Origin of the sequence: Haladaptatus caseinilyticus, from assembly GCF_026248685.1 — an archaeon.
Taxonomy (GTDB): domain Archaea; phylum Halobacteriota; class Halobacteria; order Halobacteriales; family Haladaptataceae; genus Haladaptatus; species Haladaptatus caseinilyticus.
This window is the reverse complement of sequence record NZ_CP111037.1, coordinates 89,587-113,762: the sequence shown is the minus strand read 5'-3', so window position 1 is coordinate 113,762 and position 24,176 is coordinate 89,587. Positions and strand designations below refer to the sequence as shown.

Annotated in this window: 23 protein-coding genes; 12 read left to right on the top strand and 11 right to left on the bottom strand. The window is 57.9% G+C overall.

Features of this window, described 5'->3' with window-relative positions; translation table 11 throughout:
• Positions 1-37 precede the first annotated feature (37 nt).
• Positions 38-1,507, top strand: coding sequence for a stage II sporulation protein M (locus OOF89_RS14845; RefSeq protein ID WP_266080409.1), 1,470 nt, complete (start codon positions 38-40; stop codon positions 1,505-1,507).
• 70 nt (positions 1,508-1,577) lie between these two features.
• Here OOF89_RS14845 and OOF89_RS14840 read toward each other — a convergent pair whose 3' ends face one another.
• Together OOF89_RS14840 and OOF89_RS14835 are read right to left on the bottom strand one after the other, a co-directional pair.
• Positions 1,578-3,212 (bottom strand): potassium channel family protein, encoded by a 1,635-nt coding sequence (locus tag OOF89_RS14840; protein ID WP_266080407.1) that lies wholly within the window; start codon positions 3,210-3,212, stop codon positions 1,578-1,580.
• 131 nt (positions 3,213-3,343) lie between these two features.
• Complete coding sequence (locus OOF89_RS14835; protein WP_266080405.1) at positions 3,344-4,807, bottom strand: extracellular solute-binding protein; 1,464 nt, start codon at positions 4,805-4,807, stop codon at positions 3,344-3,346.
• Between the two features lie 155 nt (positions 4,808-4,962).
• Here OOF89_RS14835 and OOF89_RS14830 point away from each other — a divergent pair, with 155 nt between their 5' ends.
• Positions 4,963-5,754, top strand: coding sequence for an HAD-IIA family hydrolase (locus tag OOF89_RS14830; protein ID WP_266080403.1), 792 nt, complete (start codon positions 4,963-4,965; stop codon positions 5,752-5,754).
• Between the two features lie 3 nt (positions 5,755-5,757).
• Positions 5,758-7,236, top strand: a complete 1,479-nt coding sequence (locus OOF89_RS14825) for a DASH family cryptochrome (protein ID WP_266080401.1) — start codon at positions 5,758-5,760, stop codon at positions 7,234-7,236.
• Here the strand turns inward: OOF89_RS14825 and OOF89_RS14820 are convergent.
• The gene (locus tag OOF89_RS14820; protein ID WP_266080399.1) at positions 7,233-8,735 is read right to left on the bottom strand and encodes a cryptochrome/photolyase family protein; all 1,503 of its coding nucleotides are present in this window, start codon (positions 8,733-8,735) and stop codon (positions 7,233-7,235) included. The genes OOF89_RS14825 and OOF89_RS14820 overlap by 4 nt on opposite strands.
• Positions 8,736-8,833: 98 nt before the next feature.
• Between OOF89_RS14820 and OOF89_RS14815 the strand changes: the two genes are divergently transcribed.
• Positions 8,834-9,874 (top strand): enolase-like domain-containing protein, encoded by a 1,041-nt coding sequence (locus OOF89_RS14815; protein ID WP_266080397.1) that lies wholly within the window; start codon positions 8,834-8,836, stop codon positions 9,872-9,874.
• Between the two features lies 1 nt (position 9,875).
• Here the strand turns inward: OOF89_RS14815 and OOF89_RS24560 are convergent, their stop codons facing one another.
• Positions 9,876-9,965: a hypothetical protein gene (locus OOF89_RS24560; protein ID WP_328517192.1), complete on the bottom strand. Its 90-nt coding sequence runs from the start codon at positions 9,963-9,965 to the stop codon at positions 9,876-9,878.
• Between the two features lies 1 nt (position 9,966).
• Between OOF89_RS24560 and OOF89_RS14810 the strand changes: the two genes are divergently transcribed.
• The 4 genes from OOF89_RS14810 to OOF89_RS14795 all read left to right on the top strand — a co-directional run bounded on the left by OOF89_RS14810 (position 9,967) and on the right by OOF89_RS14795 (position 13,078).
• Entirely contained in the window at positions 9,967-10,146 is a 180-nt protein-coding gene (locus OOF89_RS14810) for a hypothetical protein (RefSeq protein WP_266080395.1), read from the top strand.
• 369 nt (positions 10,147-10,515) lie between these two features.
• On the top strand, positions 10,516-11,490 hold the full coding sequence (locus OOF89_RS14805; protein ID WP_266080393.1) for an aldo/keto reductase: 975 nt from the start codon (positions 10,516-10,518) through the stop codon (positions 11,488-11,490).
• Between the two features lie 36 nt (positions 11,491-11,526).
• Complete coding sequence (locus tag OOF89_RS14800) at positions 11,527-12,285, top strand: hypothetical protein (RefSeq protein ID WP_266080391.1); 759 nt, start codon at positions 11,527-11,529, stop codon at positions 12,283-12,285.
• A gap of 109 nt (positions 12,286-12,394) precedes the next feature.
• Positions 12,395-13,078: a haloacid dehalogenase type II gene (locus OOF89_RS14795; RefSeq protein ID WP_266080389.1), complete on the top strand. Its 684-nt coding sequence runs from the start codon at positions 12,395-12,397 to the stop codon at positions 13,076-13,078.
• Positions 13,079-13,212: 134 nt separating this feature from the next.
• Here OOF89_RS14795 and OOF89_RS14790 read toward each other — a convergent pair whose 3' ends face one another.
• Entirely contained in the window at positions 13,213-15,012 is a 1,800-nt protein-coding gene (locus OOF89_RS14790; protein ID WP_266080387.1) for a S9 family peptidase, read from the bottom strand.
• A 408-nt stretch (positions 15,013-15,420) separates the two neighbouring features.
• On the opposite strand from OOF89_RS14790, the gene OOF89_RS14785 reads away from it, so the two are divergent.
• From OOF89_RS14785 to OOF89_RS14775, 3 genes are all read left to right on the top strand, one after another.
• Complete coding sequence (locus OOF89_RS14785; RefSeq protein ID WP_266080385.1) at positions 15,421-16,656, top strand: permease; 1,236 nt, start codon at positions 15,421-15,423, stop codon at positions 16,654-16,656.
• A gap of 261 nt (positions 16,657-16,917) precedes the next feature.
• Positions 16,918-17,313: a DUF302 domain-containing protein gene (locus OOF89_RS14780; RefSeq protein WP_266080383.1), complete on the top strand. Its 396-nt coding sequence runs from the start codon at positions 16,918-16,920 to the stop codon at positions 17,311-17,313.
• Positions 17,314-17,448: 135 nt separating this feature from the next.
• On the top strand, positions 17,449-17,928 hold the full coding sequence (locus OOF89_RS14775) for a twin-arginine translocation signal domain-containing protein (protein ID WP_266080382.1): 480 nt from the start codon (positions 17,449-17,451) through the stop codon (positions 17,926-17,928).
• Between the two features lie 73 nt (positions 17,929-18,001).
• Here the strand turns inward: OOF89_RS14775 and hemG are convergent, their stop codons facing one another.
• The 5 genes from hemG to OOF89_RS14750 form a co-directional block, all read right to left on the bottom strand.
• Positions 18,002-18,541: a menaquinone-dependent protoporphyrinogen IX dehydrogenase gene (gene hemG / locus OOF89_RS14770; protein WP_266080380.1), complete on the bottom strand. Its 540-nt coding sequence runs from the start codon at positions 18,539-18,541 to the stop codon at positions 18,002-18,004.
• 122 nt (positions 18,542-18,663) lie between these two features.
• On the bottom strand, positions 18,664-20,046 hold the full coding sequence (locus tag OOF89_RS14765; protein WP_266080378.1) for a sulfatase: 1,383 nt from the start codon (positions 20,044-20,046) through the stop codon (positions 18,664-18,666).
• Between the two features lie 133 nt (positions 20,047-20,179).
• Positions 20,180-20,518: a hypothetical protein gene (locus OOF89_RS14760; RefSeq protein ID WP_266080376.1), complete on the bottom strand. Its 339-nt coding sequence runs from the start codon at positions 20,516-20,518 to the stop codon at positions 20,180-20,182.
• Between the two features lie 109 nt (positions 20,519-20,627).
• Positions 20,628-21,179: a DJ-1/PfpI family protein gene (locus OOF89_RS14755; protein WP_266080374.1), complete on the bottom strand. Its 552-nt coding sequence runs from the start codon at positions 21,177-21,179 to the stop codon at positions 20,628-20,630.
• Between the two features lie 49 nt (positions 21,180-21,228).
• Entirely contained in the window at positions 21,229-21,978 is a 750-nt protein-coding gene (locus OOF89_RS14750) for an ABC transporter ATP-binding protein (RefSeq protein ID WP_266080560.1), read from the bottom strand.
• A gap of 178 nt (positions 21,979-22,156) precedes the next feature.
• Here OOF89_RS14750 and OOF89_RS14745 point away from each other — a divergent pair, with 178 nt between their 5' ends.
• Entirely contained in the window at positions 22,157-23,386 is a 1,230-nt protein-coding gene (locus tag OOF89_RS14745; protein ID WP_266080372.1) for a Zn-dependent hydrolase, read from the top strand.
• Here OOF89_RS14745 and OOF89_RS14740 read toward each other — a convergent pair.
• Entirely contained in the window at positions 23,383-24,093 is a 711-nt protein-coding gene (locus OOF89_RS14740; RefSeq protein ID WP_266080370.1) for a DUF502 domain-containing protein, read from the bottom strand. The two genes, OOF89_RS14745 and OOF89_RS14740, sit on opposite strands and share 4 nt — an antisense overlap.
• Between the last annotated feature and the right edge of the window lie 83 nt (positions 24,094-24,176).

The following is a 24,176-nucleotide window of genomic DNA, read 5'->3' as shown; positions in this document are numbered from 1 at the left end:
CACTACATGTATATTACTCGAATGAAACGGTAGTGGTATGAAGTTCGGCAACGCCGGTTCGTCGGTATGGTCGGTGCTCCGCTCTCGCCCCGCGACGGTGCTTCCGATCTATCTCGCCGGAACGAGCGTTGGCATGGTTGCACAAACGGTACCGATCGTCGGGGTCGTAGTGGCCTACATACTCCTCGGAACGGCTCGAATCCGATCCATCTTTAGTACGATTCGGAGTATCGATTTCAGCCAATCGGACTTGAGCAACGCCGAAATGGAACGGCTCGGGGACGCGATGACAAAGCTGTTCACGCCCGAAATAACCCTGACCCTTCTCCTCTCGGTAGTCGGTGCTATCGTCGTTTTCTTCGTCGCTCGCGCCATCGCGGAAGCGGCGCAGGTCCACACGGCGACGGCCGCCCTCCGAAACGAGACTGCGATTGCAGCAGGAGTTACCGGTGCCCGCGAGGACTCGTGGACGTTCCTCAAACTGTCCATGGTTCGTATGACCGCCACCCTTCTACTGTTGCTTCCGAGCGCTCTCCCAGCAATCCTCGCCGGGGAGTTCACACCGGCGACTGTTCTATTGTCACTTCTCGTATTTCTGTTGCTAACCCCGGTGTTGTTGGTCGTCAATCTCCTCTTTTTGTTCGTCCCGCAGGCAATCGTCATCGATGGCGTGGGAGTACGCGCTGGAATCCGCCGAAGTGCGCGTTTCGGCTGGAACAACAAGGCCCGTGTCGCGGCGTATCTCGTCGTCGTCATCGGTCTCTTCGGGATGCTCGGGTTCGTTTCGGTCCTCTTCCAATTCCTCGGCGTCAGTCGGGTTCTCGGAATCGTTCTCGCGTTCGGCCTGTTTCCGACCCTCAGCCTCCTGAAAACGGCGCTCTATCTCGACGATTCGCCGCTCGAACCCGAACCACGCGGGTCGATTCGGGGCGCATTCGGCCGTGGACTCACCGAGCTTACGTCGTTCGTATTCGGTCGGTTCGAACTCGTCCTTATCGCGAGCGGTCTCTTCGCGGGCGGAATCGTCGGCGGCTGGGTGACGACAAGTCCGTTTGCGCTCACCACCCTTCAGACAGATGTTTCAAAAAACGTGTTCGGGTCGGTCCCCTTCGGAGCGTTCGTCACGTTGACGGTCAACAATTGGTTAGTCGCCATCTCAGCGGCGTTTGCCGGGCTCGTATTCGGTATCCCAGCCGTCGTCACGCTTCTGTTCAACGGTCTCATCGTCGGCGGTGTCGTCGGGTTGCTTCCCGACACGACGCTTGCAATCGCCCTCATCGCACCACACGGGATCATCGAAATACCCGCGTTAGCGGTCGCGGGCGCGCTCGGCCTTCACCTCGGCGGCGTCTCATGGTCGTACGTTCGCGGCTCCACGGGAGCACCTGGTCTCGCAGCGGAACTCGTTCGGGCGTACTACATCCTGCTGGGACTACTCCCGGTGTTCATCGTCGCGGCGTTTATCGAGGCGTTCCTAACGTGGTGGGTGGCCACCTCGTTCGTATAAAGACGAAGTCGGATCGGAGTCGAAAACAAGTCAGCGGTGAGCCGGAACGAAGTAGAAAGTCGGCGCACCCCTACTGAGCGATCTCGGCGAACTCGTTCGTGTCGTCGTCGGTTCCGGCGATGATGAGTTGGTCGTCTCGTCGAATCGTGAACTCAGGACCGAGGTCGGTGATAACATCGCCGTTTCGTTCGACTGCGATAACGGTACATCCCGTTCGTGAACGGATTGCTGCATCCTTGAGGTCCTGTCCCGAGAGTCGAGGTGCGGTCGTTCGAACGATTTCGACCTGTTTGTCCGGCGAAATGACTTCCTCCTCGTCTAAGATCGTCGAAGCGAGCATCCGACCACTAACAGTTTCGAGCGCGAGAACGTAATCGGCACCTGCACTGTACAGTTTGCCGATGTTGTCGGTCTCGTTCGCCCGTGCGACGATTTCGACACCGGGTGCGAGTTCGCGCGCGACGAGGGTCGCAAAGATCGTCGTCGTATCGTCACCGAGTGCGAGAATGAGTGCGTTCGCGTGCTCGACACCAGCCTCGCGTAAAACCCCCTCGTCAGTTACGTCGCCGACGACGTTAACGCCGGGCTTATCTTCGATATCGACGACGACAGTACCCATAGCTGTCGATTGCATCTCCTCTTCTACCGTCGAGCCGACCTCCCCGTATCCCGCGACGATGACCGACCTGCGAGCGGACCCGTGTCCGTCCGAGAGCGTCATCTCCTTTAGCCGTTCCAGTTGTTTCTCCCGGCCTGCAACGAGCAGGATCGTGCTCTCGTCCAAGGTGGTGTCCGGAGATGGCGAACTCTGAAACTCCCCACGCCGCCAGAGACCGATGATACTCGCTCCGGTTCGCTCCCGAATACCGCTCTCCGCGAGTTTTGCGCCTGCGACCTTGCTCCCGTCTTGGATGGACAGCTCGACGATTTCGAAATCCTCACCGATAGTGACCGTTTCGCCGAGGTCGGTCGTCACTGACGCGGTCACTTTTTCGGCGAGACTGTGACCGAGAAGACGCCGTGGCGAAAACACTTGATCCGCGCCGGCGTATTTAAGGTAGTTCGTCAGGTCGGCATCTTCGACGAGACTGATAACTTGTACGTCGTTCGAAACTTCCCGAACAGCGAGCGCGATACTGGCGTTCTGTTCGTCGGTCGCGTCCGCGATGATGGTGTCCGCACTGCCTACGTGTACTTTTTCCAGAACCTCCGCCGATTCCGGGTCACCGTGAACGACGTTGACGTTCGCCTCGTACAGGTCGAGTGCTTCCTCACGGTCGCTGACGACGACGACGTAGTTTCGATCCCACGACCGAAGTTCGTCGATGAGCGTCTCCGCCCGCGGCGAGTAACCACAGATGACGACGTGACCGTCCAATTCGTCCATCGACGTGGGTGGACTCGCACGTATCGCTTCCTGAATCCATGGGGCCACGAACAGGGGTAAAGCCATGAAGATGAGCACGACGCCCGTCATCTGCATGATGATGACGAGAATCTGCATCTCCATCGAATCCCAGTAGATCGAGTCCGTCCCGTATCCGGTCGTGGTAAACGTCTCGATGACGATACCGAACGCTTCGAGAAAGCTCCGGTCAACGCCTTCGAACGTCTGCATCGCCCACGAGTAGACGAACGTGTACACGACGAGAACCGTGATGAATGCAGCAATATAGAGCAGCGCTCGCCGTCGTTGTCGTTTCATCCTCGTTTTTCCTCTGTCATCCTGTCGTCTTTATTCTGCCGTCCGCGAGCAATCTCGAAAAGAACGTCGGTAGGAGTGTCGAGCACATTCAGTCCCGCTCGGCCGTCCCGGACTCAAAAGGTGAGCAATATTTATAGTTCGTTGTAATTCTCGATGAGTCGGATTTGGGATTCTAGCTCCGACATCGCCCGTTCCGGGGAGAGGACGCCGGAATACGCGGAGAAGACGTTCTGGGCGATCTTCTCCGACTCCTGGACCCACGCGATCGTTACAGGGCGTGGTATCGCGTTTTCGCCCGCGACGCGAAGCGAATCCAAATACCGTCCCATCACCGGCACCTGTTTCGCCCGCGAGGAGTCAAAGAGCGTCCGGTTTGGCGGTAACAACCCCAAATTCCGAAGGAGAGTCAGCTGAAACGACTCCTGCGTCATCGCTTCGAGCACCTGTAGTGTCTCGTCTAACTTGTTCGTGTTTGGGTTGACGGCGACGTGCCATCCCCCGAGCGAGGCAGTCGGTCCACCTGTTCCGGGGTATTTCGCCTGTTGTGCGGTTACGGCATACGGAATCGGCATGACACCCAAGTCGGTACCGAACGCGCTATCGGCACCGGCACTGAGGATCGCGTACGGCCAATTTCGGTGCATCACTGCATCACCGTTGAGAAACGGTGCGAGGGATGTATCCTCTATCCAGGATAAAACCGCTCGAGGTACGATTTCGCCCGCGTATCCGTCGAGAGCCGATTCGTCGTCCTGGCCGTACAGGAACGTCCGAATCATTCGAATCGAATCCACCGTGGGTTGTGAATTCACCGTAACCGGGCGCTTTCCGACTGGTCCGAAGAGATATTTTCGGCCACCGAAATACGCACCGCCCCAACTCGTCATGAATTCGTTGAAGTCACAACACGGGAGACCCTCGTATTGGCTTCCTTGGAACGTAAATCCATACGGAACGTCCGCATTTCGGTCGAGTACGTTCCGTGTCACCCTGGAAAACCGCTTCCATTCGATCGTATCCGTCGCCCAGTCCTCCCCGTCGGGGTCGTACCCTGCCTCTTCGACCAGGTCTTTTCGATACAGGATCGTCGGAAAGTCGGGGTAGAGTGGCACAGCGTAGAGATCACCGCTTGGTCCCTCGGCCGTCGATAAGCTCGTTCGGAAATACGTCGACTCGATCCGTCGTAACAGTTCCTCAGGAAGGTGTTCAGTTAGGTTGAGCAGTTGTCGCTGGATGATGAAGTCGAGCGTCCACCCGCTATCGGTCATGAGGAGGTCCGGCTCGGACAGATTGGCCGACAGCCACCGCGTGTACTGTTGTTGAACCTCGTTCGTTTCTGCCGGCCCGGGGATGATTTCGAGCGAGATGTTTCGATCTAACCCAGCCTCCCAAAGCGCGTGCTGAAACGTCTCCGTGAGTTCCCAGAAATCACTGTTCGAGGCCCACTGAACCGTCGTCCCGCCCCGAGCACGATCGATGGATGTGTAGCCACCGACCGCGCCGATTCCACCGAGTGCACCCGCCCGTCGAGCGAATTCCCGCCGCGTCACGGTGGATGTCGGACTATCGTCACAGATTGTGTCACGTGATCCCATTTGTGTTCCCCCATGACAGAGTACTCTCGGAGCAAGCATCAATGAGAGGGTGGTCGTCCCCAGCAGCAGCGACCCGCTCTCTCGAAATGCTACCGTTTTGGAACGTTCGACGTTCGGACGGTCGATTGAACACGTTCCGGTTCGTTGGTTCGGCTATGAGCATCTGTCGCGGTGCAATCGTGGACGTGGACGGAACACTCGTTCGGGGTGACGACCTCCTGCCCGGAGCGAAGGACGGAGTAAACACGCTTCGCGAAAACGAAATCGACCTCCTCTTCTTTTCGAACAATCCGACACGTCCCCCCGAACACTACGTCGAGCGACTCGGTGCGCACGATATCGGAATCGATGCCGAACAGGTACTTACCTCGGCACTTGTCACGGCGGAGTTCCTCGAAACCGAATACGAGGAGCGCGACCTGTTCGTCGTCGGCGAGCCGTATCTTCGCGACCTCCTGTGCGAACGCGGGTTCACGGTTCGGGACGACCCCGACGTAGGGGAGGTCGTCGTCGGCTCTATCGACCGCGAGTTCGATTACGAGGAACTCACTCGCGCGCTCTGGGCGCTCGAAGATGGGTCCCCGTTCGTCGGCACTGACCCGGACGTGACGATTCCAACCCCCGAACGTCTCGTTCCGGGTTCCGGAGCGATCATTAACGCCATCGCAGGTGTCGCCGGGAGAGACCCCGACCACGTACTGGGCAAGCCAGCACCGGAAGCAGGAGCAGCTGCGCTTGAACGCCTGGGGGTTCAGGCGGAAGACTGCCTCGTCATCGGCGACCGACTGGATACGGACATCGCGCTCGGCGAACACATCGGCGCGACGACCGTGCTCGTCCACTCGGGAGTGGCGACACCGGACGATCTCGAAGATTCCGAGATTCGACCGGACTATATCCTCGACTCTGTTGGGCAGATAGGGGAAGTGCTCGGGGACCGAGTTTGATGTATGAAAACGGCCATCGTCTGGTTTCGGAACGACCTTCGTTTCCGTGACAACCACGCGTTGACAGTTGCGAGCGAAAGCGAGCAACTGCTCTGTGTGTTCTGTTTCGACCCTCGGTCGTTCAGTTCACGCGAGTATGGCGGGAAGCGATCGTTTCGCTACGAGAAAACCGGGCACCACCGCGCGCGATTCATTCGGGAGAGCGTTGAGGACCTTCGAACTTCACTCCGCGAGATGGGGTCGGAATTGGTCGTCCGTCACGGAACGCCGGAATCGGTCGTACCGACGCTGGCCGCCGAAATCGACGCGAGCGCGGTGTATTTCCACACCTATCCGACGGTAGAGGAAATCGCCGTCGAACGAGCTGTAGCCGATCGGGCGAGCGAGGCGACACCAGGCATCGAGATCGAATCGTTTCCGGGACACACGCTCTACCACCCCGATGACTTGCCGGTCGCAGTCAACGAAATCGAGGACACGTTTACGGCCTTTCGAAAGGGGGTCGAGGGTTCGAACGCGGCGGTTCGACCGACGGTCGAACCGCCGACACTTCCACCGAGCCCGACGTTTCCCTCGGGGGGCCTCGAAACGGGCACGATCCCGACGCTTACCGACCTCGGTGTCGATAGTTCGACGCCGGACGAGCGCGCGGTCCTCGATTTCGAGGGCGGGGAGACGGCGGGACTCGATCGACTCGAACGGTACGTCTGGGAACGCGACCGCCTTAGGGAATATAAGAAAACACGGAACGGACTGTTGGGTTCGGACTATTCCTCGAAACTATCGCCGTGGCTCAATTTGGGCTGTTTGTCCCCCCGGACGGTGTACGAAGCCGTCAAACGGTACGAACGTGAACGAGTCGAAAACGAATCGACCTACTGGCTCTTCTTCGAGCTACTATGGCGGGATTTCTTTCAGTTTCAGTTCGCAAAACACGGGAGCAAGCTGTTCGAGCAGGGGGGGATTCGACGGCGGGATATCGACTGGAGGGATGATCGAGAAGGCGGCGACGAAGATGCGGAAAGCGCGCTCGAACGATGGAAGCGCGGTGGAACCGGGATTCCGTTCGTGGATGCGAACATGCGAGAACTGAACGAATCGGGTTTCATGTCGAATCGCGGTCGCCAGAACGTCGCCAGCTTTCTTGCGAACGACCTCGGAATCGATTGGCGAAGGGGCGCGGCGTATTTCGAAACCCACCTCGTAGATTACGATCCGGCCAGCAACTACGGCAACTGGGCGTACATCGCGGGTGTCGGAAACGATTCGCGGAACCGTTCGTTCGATATCGTCTGGCAGGCGGAACGGTACGACCCCGACGCAGCATACGTCAAATACTGGCTACCGGAACTGGACGGCATCCCGCCTGAACAAGCACATGAACCGTGGAATCTCAGCCCCGCCGAGCAGAATCGGTACGGGGTCGTTATCGGTGAGGACTATCCGAAACCGATCGTTCGGCCGTCGGAGAAGACCGATTAGAGCGTTTCACGCTCGGCCATTTCACGAACCGTTCGTGCCCGTTCACGGATCGCATCGATTTCGTCCTCGTCCTTTCGGTCGAGGTTGCTGTAGACCAGTGCCATTCGGTGATTATCTCGCAGTTGTCCCTCGTTTTCGACGAGGAAATCCCAGTAAAGGGCGTTGAACGGACAGGCATCCGGTCCAGTCGTCTCGTTGACGTTGTATCGACAATTCCCACAAAAGTCGCTCATTCGGTCGATATATCGTCCGCTGGACGCGTAGGGTTTGGTCGAGAGTGCGTCCGTCGCGAAGACACCCATCCCGACGACGTTCGGCGTCGTCACCCAATGGTAGGCATCGACGTAGGCGAAGTGAAACCATCGATTGAGTTCCCGTGGACTGGCCCCGATGAGAAGTGCGAAATTCGAGAGAACCATCAATCGTTCGATGTGATGACTGTAACCACGTTTCCACACGCGGTCAACTGCGATGGATAGACAGTTCATCTCGGTGTCGCCGAAGTAGTACAGGGGCGACAGTTCTCGGTGCGCTTCGAGCTGATTTGCGGCCGCCATCTCGTCCATTCGTCGGCGATAGACGTGTCGCATGAACTCCCGCCAGCCGAGCACCTGCCTGACGAAGCCTTCAACGCTGTTGAGAGGCGCTTCGTCGCTCTCGTAGGCCGCGATAGCCCGTTCGATGAGTTCACGGGGATGGAGTAATCCGAGGTTGACCGACGAGGAAAGGATGGAGTGGTTCAGCGCCCACTCAGACCCTACCATCGCGTCCTGATACGGCCCGAAATCGGCGAGTCGGTGCTGGATAAACTGGTCGAGCGCGTCGAGCGTCCCTTCCCGTGTGACTGGCCAGTGGAATTCGTCAGCGGTGCCCCACGTCTCGAACTCCCGTTCGACCCACGCCAGCGTCTCACGGGTCAGTTCGTCGGGGTCGAACGATGGCGGGTCGGGGAACTCGTACTCCGGCGGCGGCGATTCACGATTCGCATCGTCGTAGTTCCACTCGCCACCCTCCGGGTCGTCCCCGTCCATCAGATAACCGGTTTGCATGCGTATCCATCGATAAAACTGTTCGTGGCGGAATCGGGTGGTATCCTCACCGGCCCACTCGTCGAACGCCTGCGGTGAAACGAGAAACAGGTCGTTCGGCACGAGTTCGAGCGTTCCGCCCGCTTCCGTGGCTATTTCTCGCAGTCGGTTTCCAGCACCGTGACTGGCCGGTTCCATCAGTCGCAGTTCGTCGCCGGGAAACACCTCGAAGTGTGCTTTCAGTGCTTCGAGAAAAGTCTCCGACTGCCGGTAGACGACTTCCCGTCCATCGTTCCGGCGTTCATCCCTGAAGTGGCGCATCGCGCTGAACAGCAGTGTGAGTTTCTGCGGGTGGTATGGCATTCGTCGGGCGAAGTCGTGTGCTTCCACGAGAAGGATTCGCTCATCCCCGGCGTTCGTGAGTGGCCCGGTCGCTGTCGTCAGTTGGTCGCCGAGTACCCAGACGGTCATAGGTGTGAGTCGGGAGGCAGTGCCAAAAGTTCATCTCCCAACGAATGATCTCGTCGACACCACCAGACAGTTATTCCCACCCCCGTCGTTTCTCACCTATGGGCCTTTACGACGAAATCGCGGATCTCCCGCTCGAAATCGAAGCATGCGAGTTCGAAACACACGAACGAGACACCTCCAGCGATTTCACGCGCGTTACGACTGAAATCGTCCTGCAGGGTGCTGGCGAAACCGGCCGGGGCGAAGACGTAACCTACGAGGCGGACGATCAGTACGCACTGGCAGACGCGACGTTCGATCTGTCCGGTAAATACACGCTCGATGAGTTTTCGGCGACGCTGAGCGACCTCGATTTGTTTCCCGCTGGACCGTCCCGCGACGACTTCCGCCAGTACAGACGGTGGGGGTTCGAGAGTTCAGCACTGGATTTGGCGCTTCGACAGGCAGGCACCGATCTCCCGACCGTTCTCGGACGAACTGCCCTTCCAGTGGAGTTCGTGGTGAGCACGCGATTGGGTGACCCTCCGAGTGCTGAGCGCGTTCGACGGTGGTTGGATATCGATCCTCACCTATCGTTCAAGCTCGACGCCACGCCTGAGTGGTCATCCGAACTCGTCTCGGAACTGGCCGCCACCGGTAACGTTCGAATCGTCGATCTGAAATCACAGTACGAAGATGCAGCCGTCGGACAATCGGCTGAACCGGACCTGTATTGTCGTGTTCGGGACGGCCTTCCCGACGTAGTTATCGAAGACCCGGCGTACACCAACGAAACCGCACCGATTCTCGACTCTGCTCGGAACAGAATTTCGTGGGACGTCCCGATTACAAGCGTCGAAAGTGTCGAGTCGCTTCCGTTCGAGCCGAAGTGGTTGAACATCAAGCCATCGCGCTTCGGAAGCGTCGAGTCGCTGTTCGACACGCTCGAATACTGTGATCGTCACGAAATACGACTGTATGGTGGTGGCCAGTTCGAACTGAGCGTCGGCCGTGAACAGATCCAACTGCTCGCGTCGTTGTTCTACCCGAATTCGCCGAACGACGTCGCGCCACGCGGATACAACGACCCCGAGCCAACGGACGGTCTTCCGACGAGTCCGTTGGACGCTCCCACTGTCGAAGGGTTTCGGCGACCGTAGGTTACTCCAGCAGAATCCGAAAACACGCACCGCCGTCCGTTCCGTCACGAACGGAAATCGACCACCCGTGGGCCTCGGCGGTTCCTTTCACGATGGACAGACCCAGTCCCGATCCACTATCCGTGGTCGTATGGAAAGCGGTCGCGGCCTCGTTCGGACAGTGTGATCCCGTCCCACCTCGGAAACACGTAGGCACTGACGACGCAATCGACGTTCCACTCCTCGATACCGTTGAGAACATCCTGTACGTCGTCGACAGTATGGATCGTTAGTCCTGGTACATTGCGTTCCAAATCGGCAGGAACAACACCCGTGTCTGCGGCGGGTCGATTGGTAGCACCCAAATATTCGTTTTCATACTATCGCCTTTCTTTACGATAGGTATTTATTCCTAAAAACTAATATTATTTGTTCTGTTCACTAATTGCTAGAAGAGTGACGCAATGAGTGATGAACGGAACCGTCGAATCGCTATTTTCCGCGTGTGATTCAGTTGCGCTACCGTTCCGTGCTCCAAAGGAATCCAAGTGAGATAGCTTTCTAGATAGCTTCTGAGAAATCTATTCAGATATATAATCGTGTGAGCACGTTACTCTCCGGGGTGGCGTAGCTTTTTGCCACCCGCAAGCGAGATTCTCGATATGGAGTACACGACGCTCGGCGATACGGGTATGGAGGTAAGTCGCATCTGCCTCGGCTGTATGAGCTTCGGGTCGAGTGACTGGCGCGAGTGGGTGCTAGACGAGAAAGAGAGTATGCCGATCATCGAACGAGCCATCGAGCTCGGTATCAACTTCTTCGACACGGCGAACATGTACTCACGCGGCGAAAGTGAACGAATCCTCGGAAAGGCGCTGGATGGTCGGCGCGACGAGATGGTGGTAGCCACGAAGGGCTACTTCCAGATGAACGAGAACGACCCGAACTCGGGAGGGCTCTCACGGAAGGCTATCGAACAGGAACTCGACAACTCCCGCTCCCGACTCGGCATGGATACGATCGACCTCTATCAGACTCACCGGTGGGACGAGAGGACGCCCATAGACGTTACCCTACGGGCACTCGACGATGCGGTTCGACGGGAAAAAGTTCGCTACTTCGGCGCGAGTTCGATGTGGACACACCAGTTCGCCGAGGCCCTTCACACGAGTGAGCGACTCGGCCTCGACCGATTCGTGACGATGCAAAATCATTACAATCTGGTGTACCGCGAGGAAGAACGCGAGATGCTTCCTTTCTGTAAAAAAGAGGGGATCGGTGTCATTCCGTGGAGTCCCCTCGCACGTGGCTATCTCACCCGGCCACACGAAGCGTTCGAGGATACGACTCGAGGACAATCCGACGATTACGCACACCAGCATCCCTACGCGGATAACGGCGGCGCGGAAATCAACGAACGAGTGCAGGAACTTGCCGCCCAAAAAGGCGTGACGATGGCGCAAATTTCGCTCGCGTGGCTCTTCCACAAACAATGGGTGGACGCGCCGATCGTCGGGACGACTAGCGTTGAACATCTAGAAGACGCTGTCGAAGCGCTCGATATCGACCTCTCGTCCGGCGATTTAGCGTATCTCGAAGAGCCGTACTCAGCAGTTCACGTGTCGGGCCACGAGTGAGATACCGACCACCCCATCAGGGGACGATAGTGTCACGTGAGTGCCACAGCCTTGAAAGGGCTGAAGAGCGACACCGTTCTGTGGGGTATCATGGGTAAGTTCTCCGATCACATATCACGACGACGTTTACTCGCAGGGGGGACAGTACTTCTCACCGGGACGATGGCTTCGGTTGTTGCAAAACAGACGGAAAGTTCCAGCGGTGACGAATCACAATCCTCGATCGGAAGTCAATCACGTACCGAAAACCAGTCACAGTCATCGACCGGAAACCGGCTCTTGGTAAAGAATCCGACCGACAATCCACAACTGTTCACGCTTTCCGTTTCGAGTCAGCCGATTTCGGCGTACCGTATAACCGACAAGAACGGGAAAACGGAAACGGTAAAGGACGAGGGCGAAATCGACGTTCAGGACATGGTCGACGACGTAGTCGGGGACGAGGACGAAAATACGGGGAAGGAGGAACGCGATGACGGCGAATTCCAGTTTACGATGCAGGCGACGCGAATTCGCCCAAAGGATAACGTCGTTTTCGACCAGGCGTACACCCTCGAACCGGGTTCAGAACACGTGTTTCAGTTCCGAAACGTCCCAGAAAGGGGGGAACTGCTCTACACGCTACAACCGAAAGCGACGGGAGCGACGACAGTTATCGAGACCTGGGGAACCATCGGCTGTAGTTCCCAGTTCGAGGTGTATCTCAGTCCGTCCGAAACACGGAGTTCGTGCGGCGGCCAACTCTCCGAGTTCGACGGGGTCGGTTCGGCGAAACAACATACGGTCCGGTTGTAGGAACTGAACGTCACTCCCGTTTTGATCGCTGCACGATCGAGGAGCAAGGAGTACCGGAAATCCCTGCTTTTGCCCCTACGACTAACTCCGTTCCGAGCGAACACCGTCCATGTCCTTCGAGTCCGACCGAGTTACGACCGTTACGTTCGACTCCTACAGCACGCTGGTCGATGTCGATGCCGCGGAAAAAGCGCTCGCCGAGCGCGTCGAAGATCCGGAACCCGTCTCCGATCTCTGGCGTGCACGGTCGCTCGAATACACGTTCGTCGCCAACCACACCGATTCGTACCAACCGTTTTATGAGATGAACCGGGATGCGCTTCAGTACGCTCTCTCCGCCCACGATGCCGACATTACCGCGGACGAGCGCGACGAAATCCTCGCCGTCTATCACGAACTCGATGTATTCGACGACGTGCGAGACGGAATCGAGCGACTCCGCGACGGTGGCTACGACTGCTACGTCGTCTCCAATGGAAACCCGGAAATGTTGGATTCGATGGTCGAACACGCCGACATCGGCGACCTCCTCGTAGACACCATCAGCGCCGACGAAGTGGAGACGTTCAAACCCGACACGGAGATCTACCGCCATGCTGCGGGACGAACCGGGACCCCGATCGAGGAAATCGCACATATCACCGCCGGATGGTTCGACGTACAGGGTTCGAAACACGCCGGAATGCAGGGCGTGTGGTTGGACAGAAAAGGAAAGCCGTGGGAGCCATTCGGCGACGAGCCGGACCTCGTTATCGAATCGATTTACGACTTAGCCGACGAGTTAGGGGTGTAGAAGTCGATTGCAGCGAGCACCACTTATCGACGTGTTGGTTACCGGACACCAAACCTAGGTACAGCCATTCCAACCCACCAAATCGACCGGTTCGACGACGAACGAGTCTCTCGGGAAATGGGCGGACACCCTACTTAGACGTGTTCGTCCAAGAACTCGGCGATGCGTTCGAATTCCTCGATCAAGTTCTCGCGTGAGGTCGTGTGGTGACCCTCGTCTTCGAAAATACAGGTTTCGACCGGAACGCCTCGGTCTCGAACCTTTTCGGCGATCTGCTCGGCTTCACCGACCGGCACACGGGGGTCGTTTGCACCGTGCTGAATAAACAGCGGACAGGCGATTCGGTCGACCTTGTGAATCGGGCTGATGGATTCGAGATGTTCGGGATCGTCCAACGAGCCGTACTCCCGTGCACGATGGGAGCGCCGCCACTCGCCGGTGTTTTCGAGGAACGTTTCGAAGTCGGCGATGCCGACGAAATCGACCGCCGCGGCCCAGAGGTCAGGATACTCCGTTATTGCCGCGAGAACCATAAATCCGCCATAGGAGCGCCCGTAGGCGACGATACGGGTAGAATCGACGGCTTCGTGGTCGTGGAGCCACTCGACTGCCGATTCGATATCCGCAACCGAATCCATTCGTTTTTCGACGTCATCGAGGTGCGTGTATTCCGTGCCGTACCCTGACGACCCGCGAACGTTCGGTTCGAAGATCGCGTATCCCTGTTGGAGGAAGTATTGTTTCGTTGGATAGAACCACGGCCGTCGTTGATGCTCCGGACCCCCGTGGATGTCGACGATGACGGGGACCGTTCCGGACGAGCCGTCCGATTCGACGTTCTCGGGAAGCGTCCAGTAGGCCGGAATCTCCCGCCCGTCGAACGTCTCGTATCGAATCGTTTCCGGTTCGAAGAGGCTCTCACGGGGTATGCCGAGTGTTCCGGAGTTCGTCCATCGCTCCGAGTCTCCCGTCCCCAGGTCGAACGTAACGACGCTTCTCGGGTCATCGCTCCGGCTGAGTGAGAGGACACACTGCTCGCCATCCGGTCCCAAACCGAGGTCGTACACGACACCTTCAGGGAGGTCCGGTTCAGCCAATGACTCGATATCATCGCCTACGAGAGTGCCAGCTTGGACGTCGGAGTAGCCATCGACGTTTCGACTCCAGACGATACGGTCCGTTCCCACGTGCAGCGTGAACCCTTCGACGTTCCAGTTGTCACCCGACTGTATCGTCTCGTGCGTTCCGTCGTCGAGGTCGATTCGGACGATGTCTGCCGTATCGGAACCGTAGTTCGTCACGCAGTAGAGTCCGTCATCGGGGCCGAATTGCACGTTTCCGTACCGTGTTTCAGTGTCGTCGCTCAACCTTCGGTGGTCACCCGTTTCGGGGTCGAGCAGGAACAGGTCGTAGTCGAAGCTGGCGTGTGCTTTCGAAAGCACGATACCGGGTTCCCCCCACGTTTCGATACCGAGGAAACCACCCGTACCCTCGTGGACGAGTGTTGGCTCCAACTCGTCCCGAGTCTGTACATACACGTCGAAGGTATCGCGTTCACGACGATTCGCCGTGAACGCGAACTGATCGCCGTCAGGACTCCATCCGCCCCACAGGTGTATCGATCCAGGGTCGTCAGTTAGTGGAGTTTCGGTACCGTCTCGCAGGTTGTACCGGAATAGCTGATCGTGTTCGTTGCTTCCTTCGTCCATGCCGAAAATCACCTCCGGACGGGATGGCGAAGCCGAGACGAACGAAACTCGTTCGTCGTACGCGGTGAGTCGAGTCGGATACGTGTTCGGTGCGTCGAGGGACCAGACCTGCGGCGTTCCGGTCGTATCGGTGAGATAGACGATTTCGCCGTCGACCGAAATCGTCGGCGACTCGGCGCTATCGATGCTCAGATAGCGTGCGACAGAGTACCGTGGTGATGACATGGTACGGTCGAAGAACGGAGACGGCAAAAGGATTCGGCTGGGGTGCGTGTTTCCCCGGTTTTCGCCCCATTTCTGTCGTACCGAGTATGCACCTCGCCGTCAGAGTTCGAGCGCCATTTCCGACGGTTCTCGATAGAGACTTACTGTTCCCAAACACTTTCGTAGCGTTTGCTGGCATTCGGTGCCGGAAGCTACGCCACCTTATTTGATCAAGCTTTGAAGCGGTATTTTTTAGAAAGGCAAGACGATTAGGGTGAATGGCCGAACTAATAAATGAGTTTTTGATGTGGCTGGTTTCTAATCGGTTGATTTACGCGATTTTCCGGGAGTATCCGTTCGCAGACCGACGTTCGAATTACCGTTCCATTAACCACAACGACCGAAAACATCGTGTCCCTAGTTCCATCCATGAACATCGCTCAAAACCTCGTGGATGCTGCGACGTTCCTCGGCGACATGACGTGGAAAACGTGGTGGGCGCTAGTACTCGGATTTACCATCGCGGGGGCAGTGCAGGCGTTCGTCAGCGAGGACCGTATGACCGACGTGCTCGGCGGAAGGGGTCTACGTGAGATCGGGCTCGGCAGCCTCTTCGGGTTTCTCTCGTCGAGTTGCTCGTTCGGAGCCGTCGCCACGGCGAAATCACTATTCAAGAAGGGAGCTTCGCCGGAATCGTCCTTCGCCGGGTTTCAGTTCGCCAGCACAAACCTTGTCATCGAAATCGGACTCGTGATGTGGATTTTGCTCGGCTGGCAGTTCGTCGCCGCCGACGTATTCGGCGGTATCCTGATGATCCTTCTGCTGGCGGGCATTACGAAGTACATCGTCCCCGATTCGTGGTTCGAAGCCGCGCGCGACCACGCTCGCTCGGGCGACGAGGAAAACGGAACCGTCCGTGACCCGGTGTGTGGAATGGAAGTCGACCCGAACGACGACGATAGCGTGTACATCGAGACGGACGATGGAACGGCGTATTTCTGCTCGGAGTCGTGCAAAGAGACCTTCGTAAATCAGCAGAAACCCGCGACGTGGAGGGAGAAACTGTTCACCGTCTCGGGATGGAAAAACGCCTTCAGAAATGCCATCGGGGAGTGGGAAATGTTGTGGGACGATCTCGTCGCAGGATTCATTATCGCCTCGCTTCTCGCCGCGTTCGTACCACGATCGTGGTGGGCACAGCTATTCACGCTCGCACCCGAAGGGACTGTCGCGTGGGTCGTACTCGGGTCAGCGATCGGCGTCCTCGTCGGCGTCCTTACGTTCGTCTGTTCAGTGGCGAACGTTCCCTTCGCACTAGTGCTATGGTCGTCCGGAATCCCGTTTGGAGGCGTGATGTCGTTCATCTACGCTGACCTAATCGTTCCCCACATCGTCGACATGTATCGCAAATACTACGGCAAACGTCTGGCAGCGGTACTGTTCCTCTCCATCTTCGCGGTCGCCACTCTAACGGGCATCGTGACTCACTATGCATGGGGTGCAGTCGGTCTGATTCCGAAACGAGCGGGGACTGGTGGATCAGTTCCTCATACATACACGACGGTTCTCAACGTGGTCTTCACTGCCGTCTTCGTCGCACAAATGTACGTGACGTACTTCGAATCGAGCGGGGGCCAGGAAGAATCAGCCGCTCACGCGGACTGAACGGAGCTTTAATCGCACGCTCGTACTCCTACGGTGGCGAGAAATCGTATTCCGATCCTGCGTTGCTACCACCTTTCTCGTCGAAACGGGTAGTAAGTGGGCAAGTGTTCCCCCGAACCGTATCGTTTGATTTCAGCGATATCATCCGACAGGGGTTCAATGGAATCATACTCGGAATTCTGTACTGAAAATAAAGTAACTGAGCGAAATCGCATTGTGAAACCTCAATTACTAACTTCCCGTCTCTTGTACTGGGAATCGATGACGTATTACGACAAGCTACACGTCGAGGGCGAATTCGAGGAGGTCATCGGCAAAACCACGGATGCCCTGAGCGACGAAGGTTTCGGCATCCTGAGCGACATCGACGTGAGCAACGCGTTCGAGAAAAAGCTTGGTATCGAGGATTATCCCGAGTACCGGATTCTCGGCGCGTGTAACCCACCGCTCGCGAAACAGGGGCTGGACACGGAGCGAGATCTCGGCGTGCTGCTTCCCTGCAACGTCGTCATCTACGAAACGGATGACAGTGTCGTCGTCAGCGCAGTGGACCCAGAAGCCATGCTCTCGGTCGTGGACAATCCGGAAATGGAAGACATCGCGTCGGATGTTCGGACCCGGTTCGACCGCGTCCTCGAAACGCTTGCTGATAAATAGTAATTCCACGGTACCGCAAGAGACACGAGGGAAGAGGAGTTGGGAGGTGTGGAGGGAAGAGGGGAAATGTCCCCAAAGATAACAATAATACTTCCTTATATATGAGAGTGTCCAATATTCTAACGGGGGTTAAGTATGGCAGAGAGTGAGAGTATAGACACAAAAAGTGCAGGAGAGAACGCAGGGGACGTCCTTTCGGACGAGTCACGGCGAACATTTATGAAAAAGGGTGCACTCGCGACGGGTGCGCTCGCGCTGGGTCTCGGCAGTGCCGGAACCGCTACCGCACAACGGAGGGAGAACGTGTTGGTGTACACGTACGCGTATCACCCGAACGTTCCGTTCCGCATCACGAACGCACTCGAGGCATCGACAGTCGTTCGATTGCTTCGGCGACCGGGCGGTGGCGACGTGGCAGAAATCAGTCAGCCGGACGAATACAGTGGCTGGGTCATCCGGTACGACCTCGGCGGTCCGAACGCCGCGCTCACGGCACTGATGTTCGCACGTGACGCGAACTTCAGCCGGGGTGAACGATACCGATTCTCGGGGGACGCGACCATCTTCAGTAGCGAACTCAACCTACTGAGTACTACGGCACGGCGCACCTTCTGAGAACGACGGAAGTGGGAAGTCCACTCTCGTCCGCCCGTTGTGGACGGACGAGGCGGACGTTTTTCGACATCGTTCATTCTAACGAGCGGGCGAAACGGATGGCGAACGAGCTGATTTCATCCCAGTCAGTGTACTCGTAATCCCGTGTCGTGTCCGTACCTCCACCCTCTTGCCTCGCGATTTGTTTCATCACGAACCGCTTGATCCAGCCATATCGACTGTATGTAAGCGCGCCGGGAACGGTCATCGTCTCGTCCGGATGCCACCCCGTTGTCGCGAGAAACTCGTCAACCAGCCCTTGTGCCGTAGCCTGTGACTCGTCGGTCCCCGCTGCGGCCGTGAGACTGACCGAGAAAAACGCCGAGGGGAGTTCGTTCAACTCCGCTGCGTGTTCCCGAACGAATCGAGTCAGGTACCGTTGATGTTTTCCCATGTGAATCGACGCACCGACGATGACGGCGTCGTAGTCGCGAAGTCGAAACTCCTCGGAGACGTGTCGTCCGTGAACCAACGTCGTGTAGTGGTCTTCCGATTCGAGCACGTCCGCAATCCGCTCGGCAATCGTGGCTGTCTGCCCCTCAGATGTACCGAAAACAACGAGCACTCGTGCCATCATCCACCCTCCACGAATCGGGTTTTTGCGCTCTCTCTCATCAGTATTCTCTCCCCCAGCAAACGTTAGACACCGACAACCAAAACGACCATCGCTCGGACAGTCGGTGGAAACCAACGAGGTCACTGATAGCCGAGCGCCTCTAACCGATTCGTCACGTCGGACGGCAGTTCGACCGACTCGCTTCGCCCGTCGGTCTCGATATCGTCGATTCGATTTTCAACCGCATCGTGGAGGCGACCAGCGAACTCCGACCCCTCGTGTTCGTCCCAGCTGTTCTCCTGTTCGGTCGGATCGCGGCGTCGGTCGTACAACTCGCGGTTCCCCGATTCCGTATGGTAAATGTACGACCAGTCAGCGGTTCGTGCACTCACGAGAAGTTCACCGTCCTTCAACCGACGTGGAATCGGCTGTTGTGTTACGTGGGTGCCACGTACCGCTACGGAAGTAACCGGCACTCGATCAGAGGCGTCGCCGAGCAAACTGCCGCTCGAAAAGTCGTGTTCGACGCCCATCGTGTCACAGATGGTGGCCGGAATCGAGTCGAGACCGACCGCACACTCGACTGTATCCTCGTTTCCACGCTTGGATTTCGGCCCGTCGTCCGGGGTTCGGACGATGAGTGGCACGTGAACTAATTCCTCGTAGAGTTTCGGATAATGGGCGAGATGGCCGTGTTCCATGAACTCCTCGCCGTGGTCACCTGTAAGAACGATGCAAGCGTCGTCGCGTACTCCTCGTCGGTCGAGTGCCGATAGCACCCGACCAACGCTGGCGTCTACCTGCCTGCTTGCGGCCCGATAGAGCGATTCGAGATCGGCGAGGGAATCGTCACTCACTTCACGACCCAACCCTGCCCTCGCATGTGCTCGAAGCATTTTGAGCGAGCCGACCTTCGTGCCAGTCTCGTCGCGGACAAACTTCGGGGCAGGGACGTACGGCGTATGAACGTCCATGTAATGGACCCAGAGGAAGAACGGCGGTTCAGCCTCTTCGACGAAGTCGATAGCTCGGTGCTCCACGTCGAGCATTCGAGAAACGTTTCGCGCCCCACCCCTTTTTCCGAACAGTCGCCGAATCGGTGAGGCAGCGACTTGGAGCCACGCTTGAACGGTCGGATGGGCCGTGAGATACTTGCTGTAGAGGCTGTCCCCCGTTCCGGAGGTGAACGATTCGAAGTCATCGAATCCGCGGTCGTATCCCCAGTGTTCGGTCAGGAAGCCGTTCGCACCGTTGAATCCCGCGGTCGATACTCCGGCATCGGACAGCGTCTCGGCTAGCGTCGGCGCATCGGCGACACCGATATCCCCCGAATCGTTGAACACCTGTTCGGCACCGAGAATCGACGGGAACGAAAACGGCGTCCAGTTCCCCTGAGCGAACGCGTGTTCGAAGACGGTCCCTCGTTCACCCAGCGCAGAAACGACGCCATCCGTTGGAAGGGCGTCGGAACGAAGCGAATCGACGGTGAACAGGACAGTCACGGCCGTGTCGTTTGCACTCATGCTTTCGGTCGCGGTGGCTCCGCTACTTGAGAGTCCGTCACGAAGATAAAATGTTTTTCGAGCAAAATATCAGTCGTTCTGGGGAGAACTCAATAGCACTCGTGAGTTCGTGCTACCGGTGGGTTCGTTCCCTTCAGCGACGCCGACCGTGAAGCGACGGAAGGGAAAGTCGTTCGATGAGGCCCAACTGACCGAAAACGAGAATGACCAGCGAGACGACAACGCCGCCAAAAAAGACGACGATGACGAGCGGCCTGCTGCTGATGAACGGAAGCGAGGAGACCGAAGCTGACAAAAGCACACACCCGAACGCTAGCCACTTCTGCCCCTGACGATAGCGGACGATTCCGGTAACGACGCCAACGAACAGGAACACCCCGAGTACGATATCGAAACTGGCGAGTCCCATGACCGCGAGCACCGGAAGGACGCTCATCGCAACGAAGCCCACGTCGTCGATCTCGTCCATCATTCACCAACAGCGACACGTACAGGACGTATAACCGTTCCCCTGCTCTCCCCCGGCGTGGCCGAGAACCGCACTATAGGACCGCGGTACCGCCATCCGGAATGACGACCTGCTAATACGGATAGTCCATCTGTGTCTTGATTTCGTCACGGATCGACTCGTCGGTCAATTCGGCACAGAGCCACAGACCGAGGTCGATACCGGACGTAACACCGCCCGCCGTCACGACCCGTCCGTCCCGAACGACGCGTTCTTCGACAACCTCACAGTACTCGGCTAGTCGATCGTAGGCGTCGGGGTGCGTGGTCGCGCGTTTTCCCTCCAGAAATCCCGCGGCCCCGAGGGGGAGCGACCCCGTGCAGACCGAGGCGATCCACTCCGCATCCGCGGTCGCCAACCACGAGGTGAACTCGTCGTTCTCGGCTAGGTCACGGGCGACGAATCCGCCCGGCACCACCAGCATGTCGTACCCCGAGAGTGGTTCGTCCACGACGTCGGGAACGATTTCGAGGCCCGCATTCGCGGTGACGCGGTCGGTTCGGGCGCAAACGTCCCACGACACGTCGTTCCGAAATCCCATCGTATCGAGCCGAGTTAGTGGATCGTAGATGCCGACGAAATCGAGCACGGTCATGCCGTCGTATGCGACGAACGCAATATGCATGGAACCGAGTTGGCGGGGGGACTGCTTGATTGTTCGTGTGGCAGTCGATCTAGTGTGTCTCTTCGACCCGGCGCGGAACCTCGATTTCTTCCACGCGCTCGATGGTGCCGTCCAGAATGTGAACGATACGTTCCGCGTGTTCCGCGATATTGCGCTCGTGAGTCACCATCAAAACGGTGTGGCCGTCGTCGTTGAGTTCCTCGAAGAGACCCATGATCTGTTGGCCCGTCTCGCTGTCGAGGTTGCCGGTCGGTTCGTCGGCCAGAATAATCGCAGGGTCGTTCGCCAGCGCGCGAGCGATGGCGACACGTTGGCGTTGCCCACCCGACAGTTCGTTCGGACGGTGGTCGCCCCTCCCGCGAAGCCCGACTTTGTAGAGCAGGTCGTCGGCGCGTTCCTGTCGTTCAGAGCGGGAAATCCCCTGAAAAACGAGGGGAAGCGCGATGTTCTCGCGAGCAGTCAATCGCGGCATCAAGTTGAAGGTCTGGAAAACGAAGCCAATCTCCTCTCCACGAACGTCCGTCCGTTCGCCATCGGAGAGTCCCGTCACTTTTCGCCCGTTGACGTGAACCATCCCCTCCGTCGGGGTGTCGAGACAGCCGATGAGATTGAGGAGGGTACTTTTTCCCGACCCACTCGGTCCCATGACTGCGGTGTACGAGCCCCGTGGAATCGACAACGAGACGCCGTCCAGCGCGTGAACCGGTTCTCCGAGGTGGTACGTCCTCCGAACGTCGGTCAGCGTCACGGCGTCTCTCGGCCCCTCGTCGGACTCCGTCACCGAGTGGCTGGCGGCCATATCCACTGATACCATCCCCATCGTCTAAACCCTGCCCCATCTCACGGGAAGCGGATGGCGGAAAATAACATCATCTATCGAAACATTCACCGGGAGGAGACAGTTGTGGGATACTCTTTCCGGCAGAGCATGCCAGACATCCCCTCTCTTATTACCCGTCGAAACCCTTCCCAGAGTCATGAAAATCGATAGCCAACGACTCAGGAACGATATCGAAACGAACGCCGAGTTCGGCGCGCTCGATGTAGACGGTCACGGACGAACCGTTCTCACTGGAACCGAAGCAAATCGCCAAGTACGTGAGTACTTCGTCGAGCGACTCGAAGACGCCGGACTGGATGTGCGAGTGGACGCGGTCGGCACCATCGTCGGGCGGTGGACGCCCGAAACTGCGGCCCCGGATGCGGACGCCGTCGCGGCAGGGAGCCACCTCGATTCGGTTCCGGAGGGAGGTGTCTTCGATGGGCCACTCGGCGTCTACGCCGCACTGGAAGCGGTACGGGCGATGCAGGATGCGGGTATCGAACCGAGTCGACCGGTCGAAGTTGTCTCCTTCACCGAGGAGGAAGGTCAACGATTCGCCGACGGACTGCTCGGGTCGTCGGTCGCAGTTGGCGAGCGATCGGTCGAGGAGGCCCTCGCGCTGCAGGACGGGCAGACAACGCTGGAAGATGCGCTCGAAACGATGGGATTCCGTGGCGAAGGGAGGATCGACGCAAGCGAGTGGGATTCGTGGCTCGAACTCCACGTCGAACAGAGTAAACGCCTCGAACGCGCCGACTTGCCGGTCGGCGTCGTAACGACGATTACCGGGATCACACACTGCCATGTAGAAGTCTTCGGGGAGGCGAATCACGCCGGGGCGACTCCAATGGACGAACGAACCGATGCGCTCGTCGCCGCGAGCGAGTTCGTACAGGATGTGGAACGAGGTGCCGACGAGATCGGAGAGACGACGGTCGGCACGGTCGGTAAACTAGACGTTCGTCCGAACGCGACAAACGTCGTTCCCGGAGCGGTCGAAATGGGTGTCGATATTCGAGACGTTTCCTATGATGCGATGAATGAACTTGTCTCGCTGGCGCAGGATTCGCTGGACCGTCTCGAGTCGGAGCGAGGTGTGGAAACCGGATTCGTCCGGGAGTTCGATGTCGAACCGATAGTGATGAGCGACCGCTGTCGGCGAGCAGTGCACGATGCAGGTGACGAAGCCGATATCGAACTTCTCGACCTTCATTCCGGGGCCGCCCACGACACGATGCATATCGCGAAAGAAACCGATACGGCGATGCTTTTCGCCCGGTCGCGAGACGGGATCTCACACAATCCCGCCGAATGGACTGAATGGGACGACTGTGCCGCAGCGACACGGATACTCGCTGGCGCGCTTGCGTCGTTGGCCCGCTAAGTTCGTTTCTGCCGTTTTGCGACGTCATATCCGGTCAGCTGGCGAAGTTCCTCTTCGGAAAGGCCGTTCCCACCGGCGTCCATTTCGTCGATTCCGACGCCACTGGTAACGATTCCCCGGAACGCTTCTTCGAGCGTTAGATCGATATCCACGAGTTGATCGTCGGGGACGTTGACGACGAACCCACCCATGACTGGATTTGGAGCCATCGGGAGAAAGACGGTCGTCATGGAGCCTTCACCGACCGCTCTTTCGATTCCCTCCGGGGTTTCCGCCGTTACGAACGCGAACGTGTAGGCTCCGTCAGTGGGAAATTCGAGGAGTTTGACGTCACGAAAGTGGTCGGCATCGCTCTCTATCATGGCATCGCCCATCCGTCGAAAGCTCCGGTAGACGGTGCCGAGCCCCGGTACGCGGCTGATGGCTTCGTCGAAGTTGTCGATTGCACGCTCGCCCATCGGCGAATGTGCGATGAATCCGATAACCAAAATCAGCGCGGAAACGGTTGCCGCAGTAACGCCACCCAGAACGTAAATCGAAGAGAGGGAAACGAACTCGAGCAGCGGTCGAAGGATGTCCGCAACGAAAGTGAGCAGGACAACGAGAACGTACACAGTGATGAGCAGCGGAACGACGACGGTCACGCCGGTGAGTGCCGCTTCACGTAAAACTTCTAGTGGAGACAGATTTTCGGAATCGTCCATCATACGGTGAACTCTGACGCGCCATAAAGAGCGTACCGCCTGCACATTCCAGTAGAGACAAAATAGCACACATCCGCCAGCAGAGT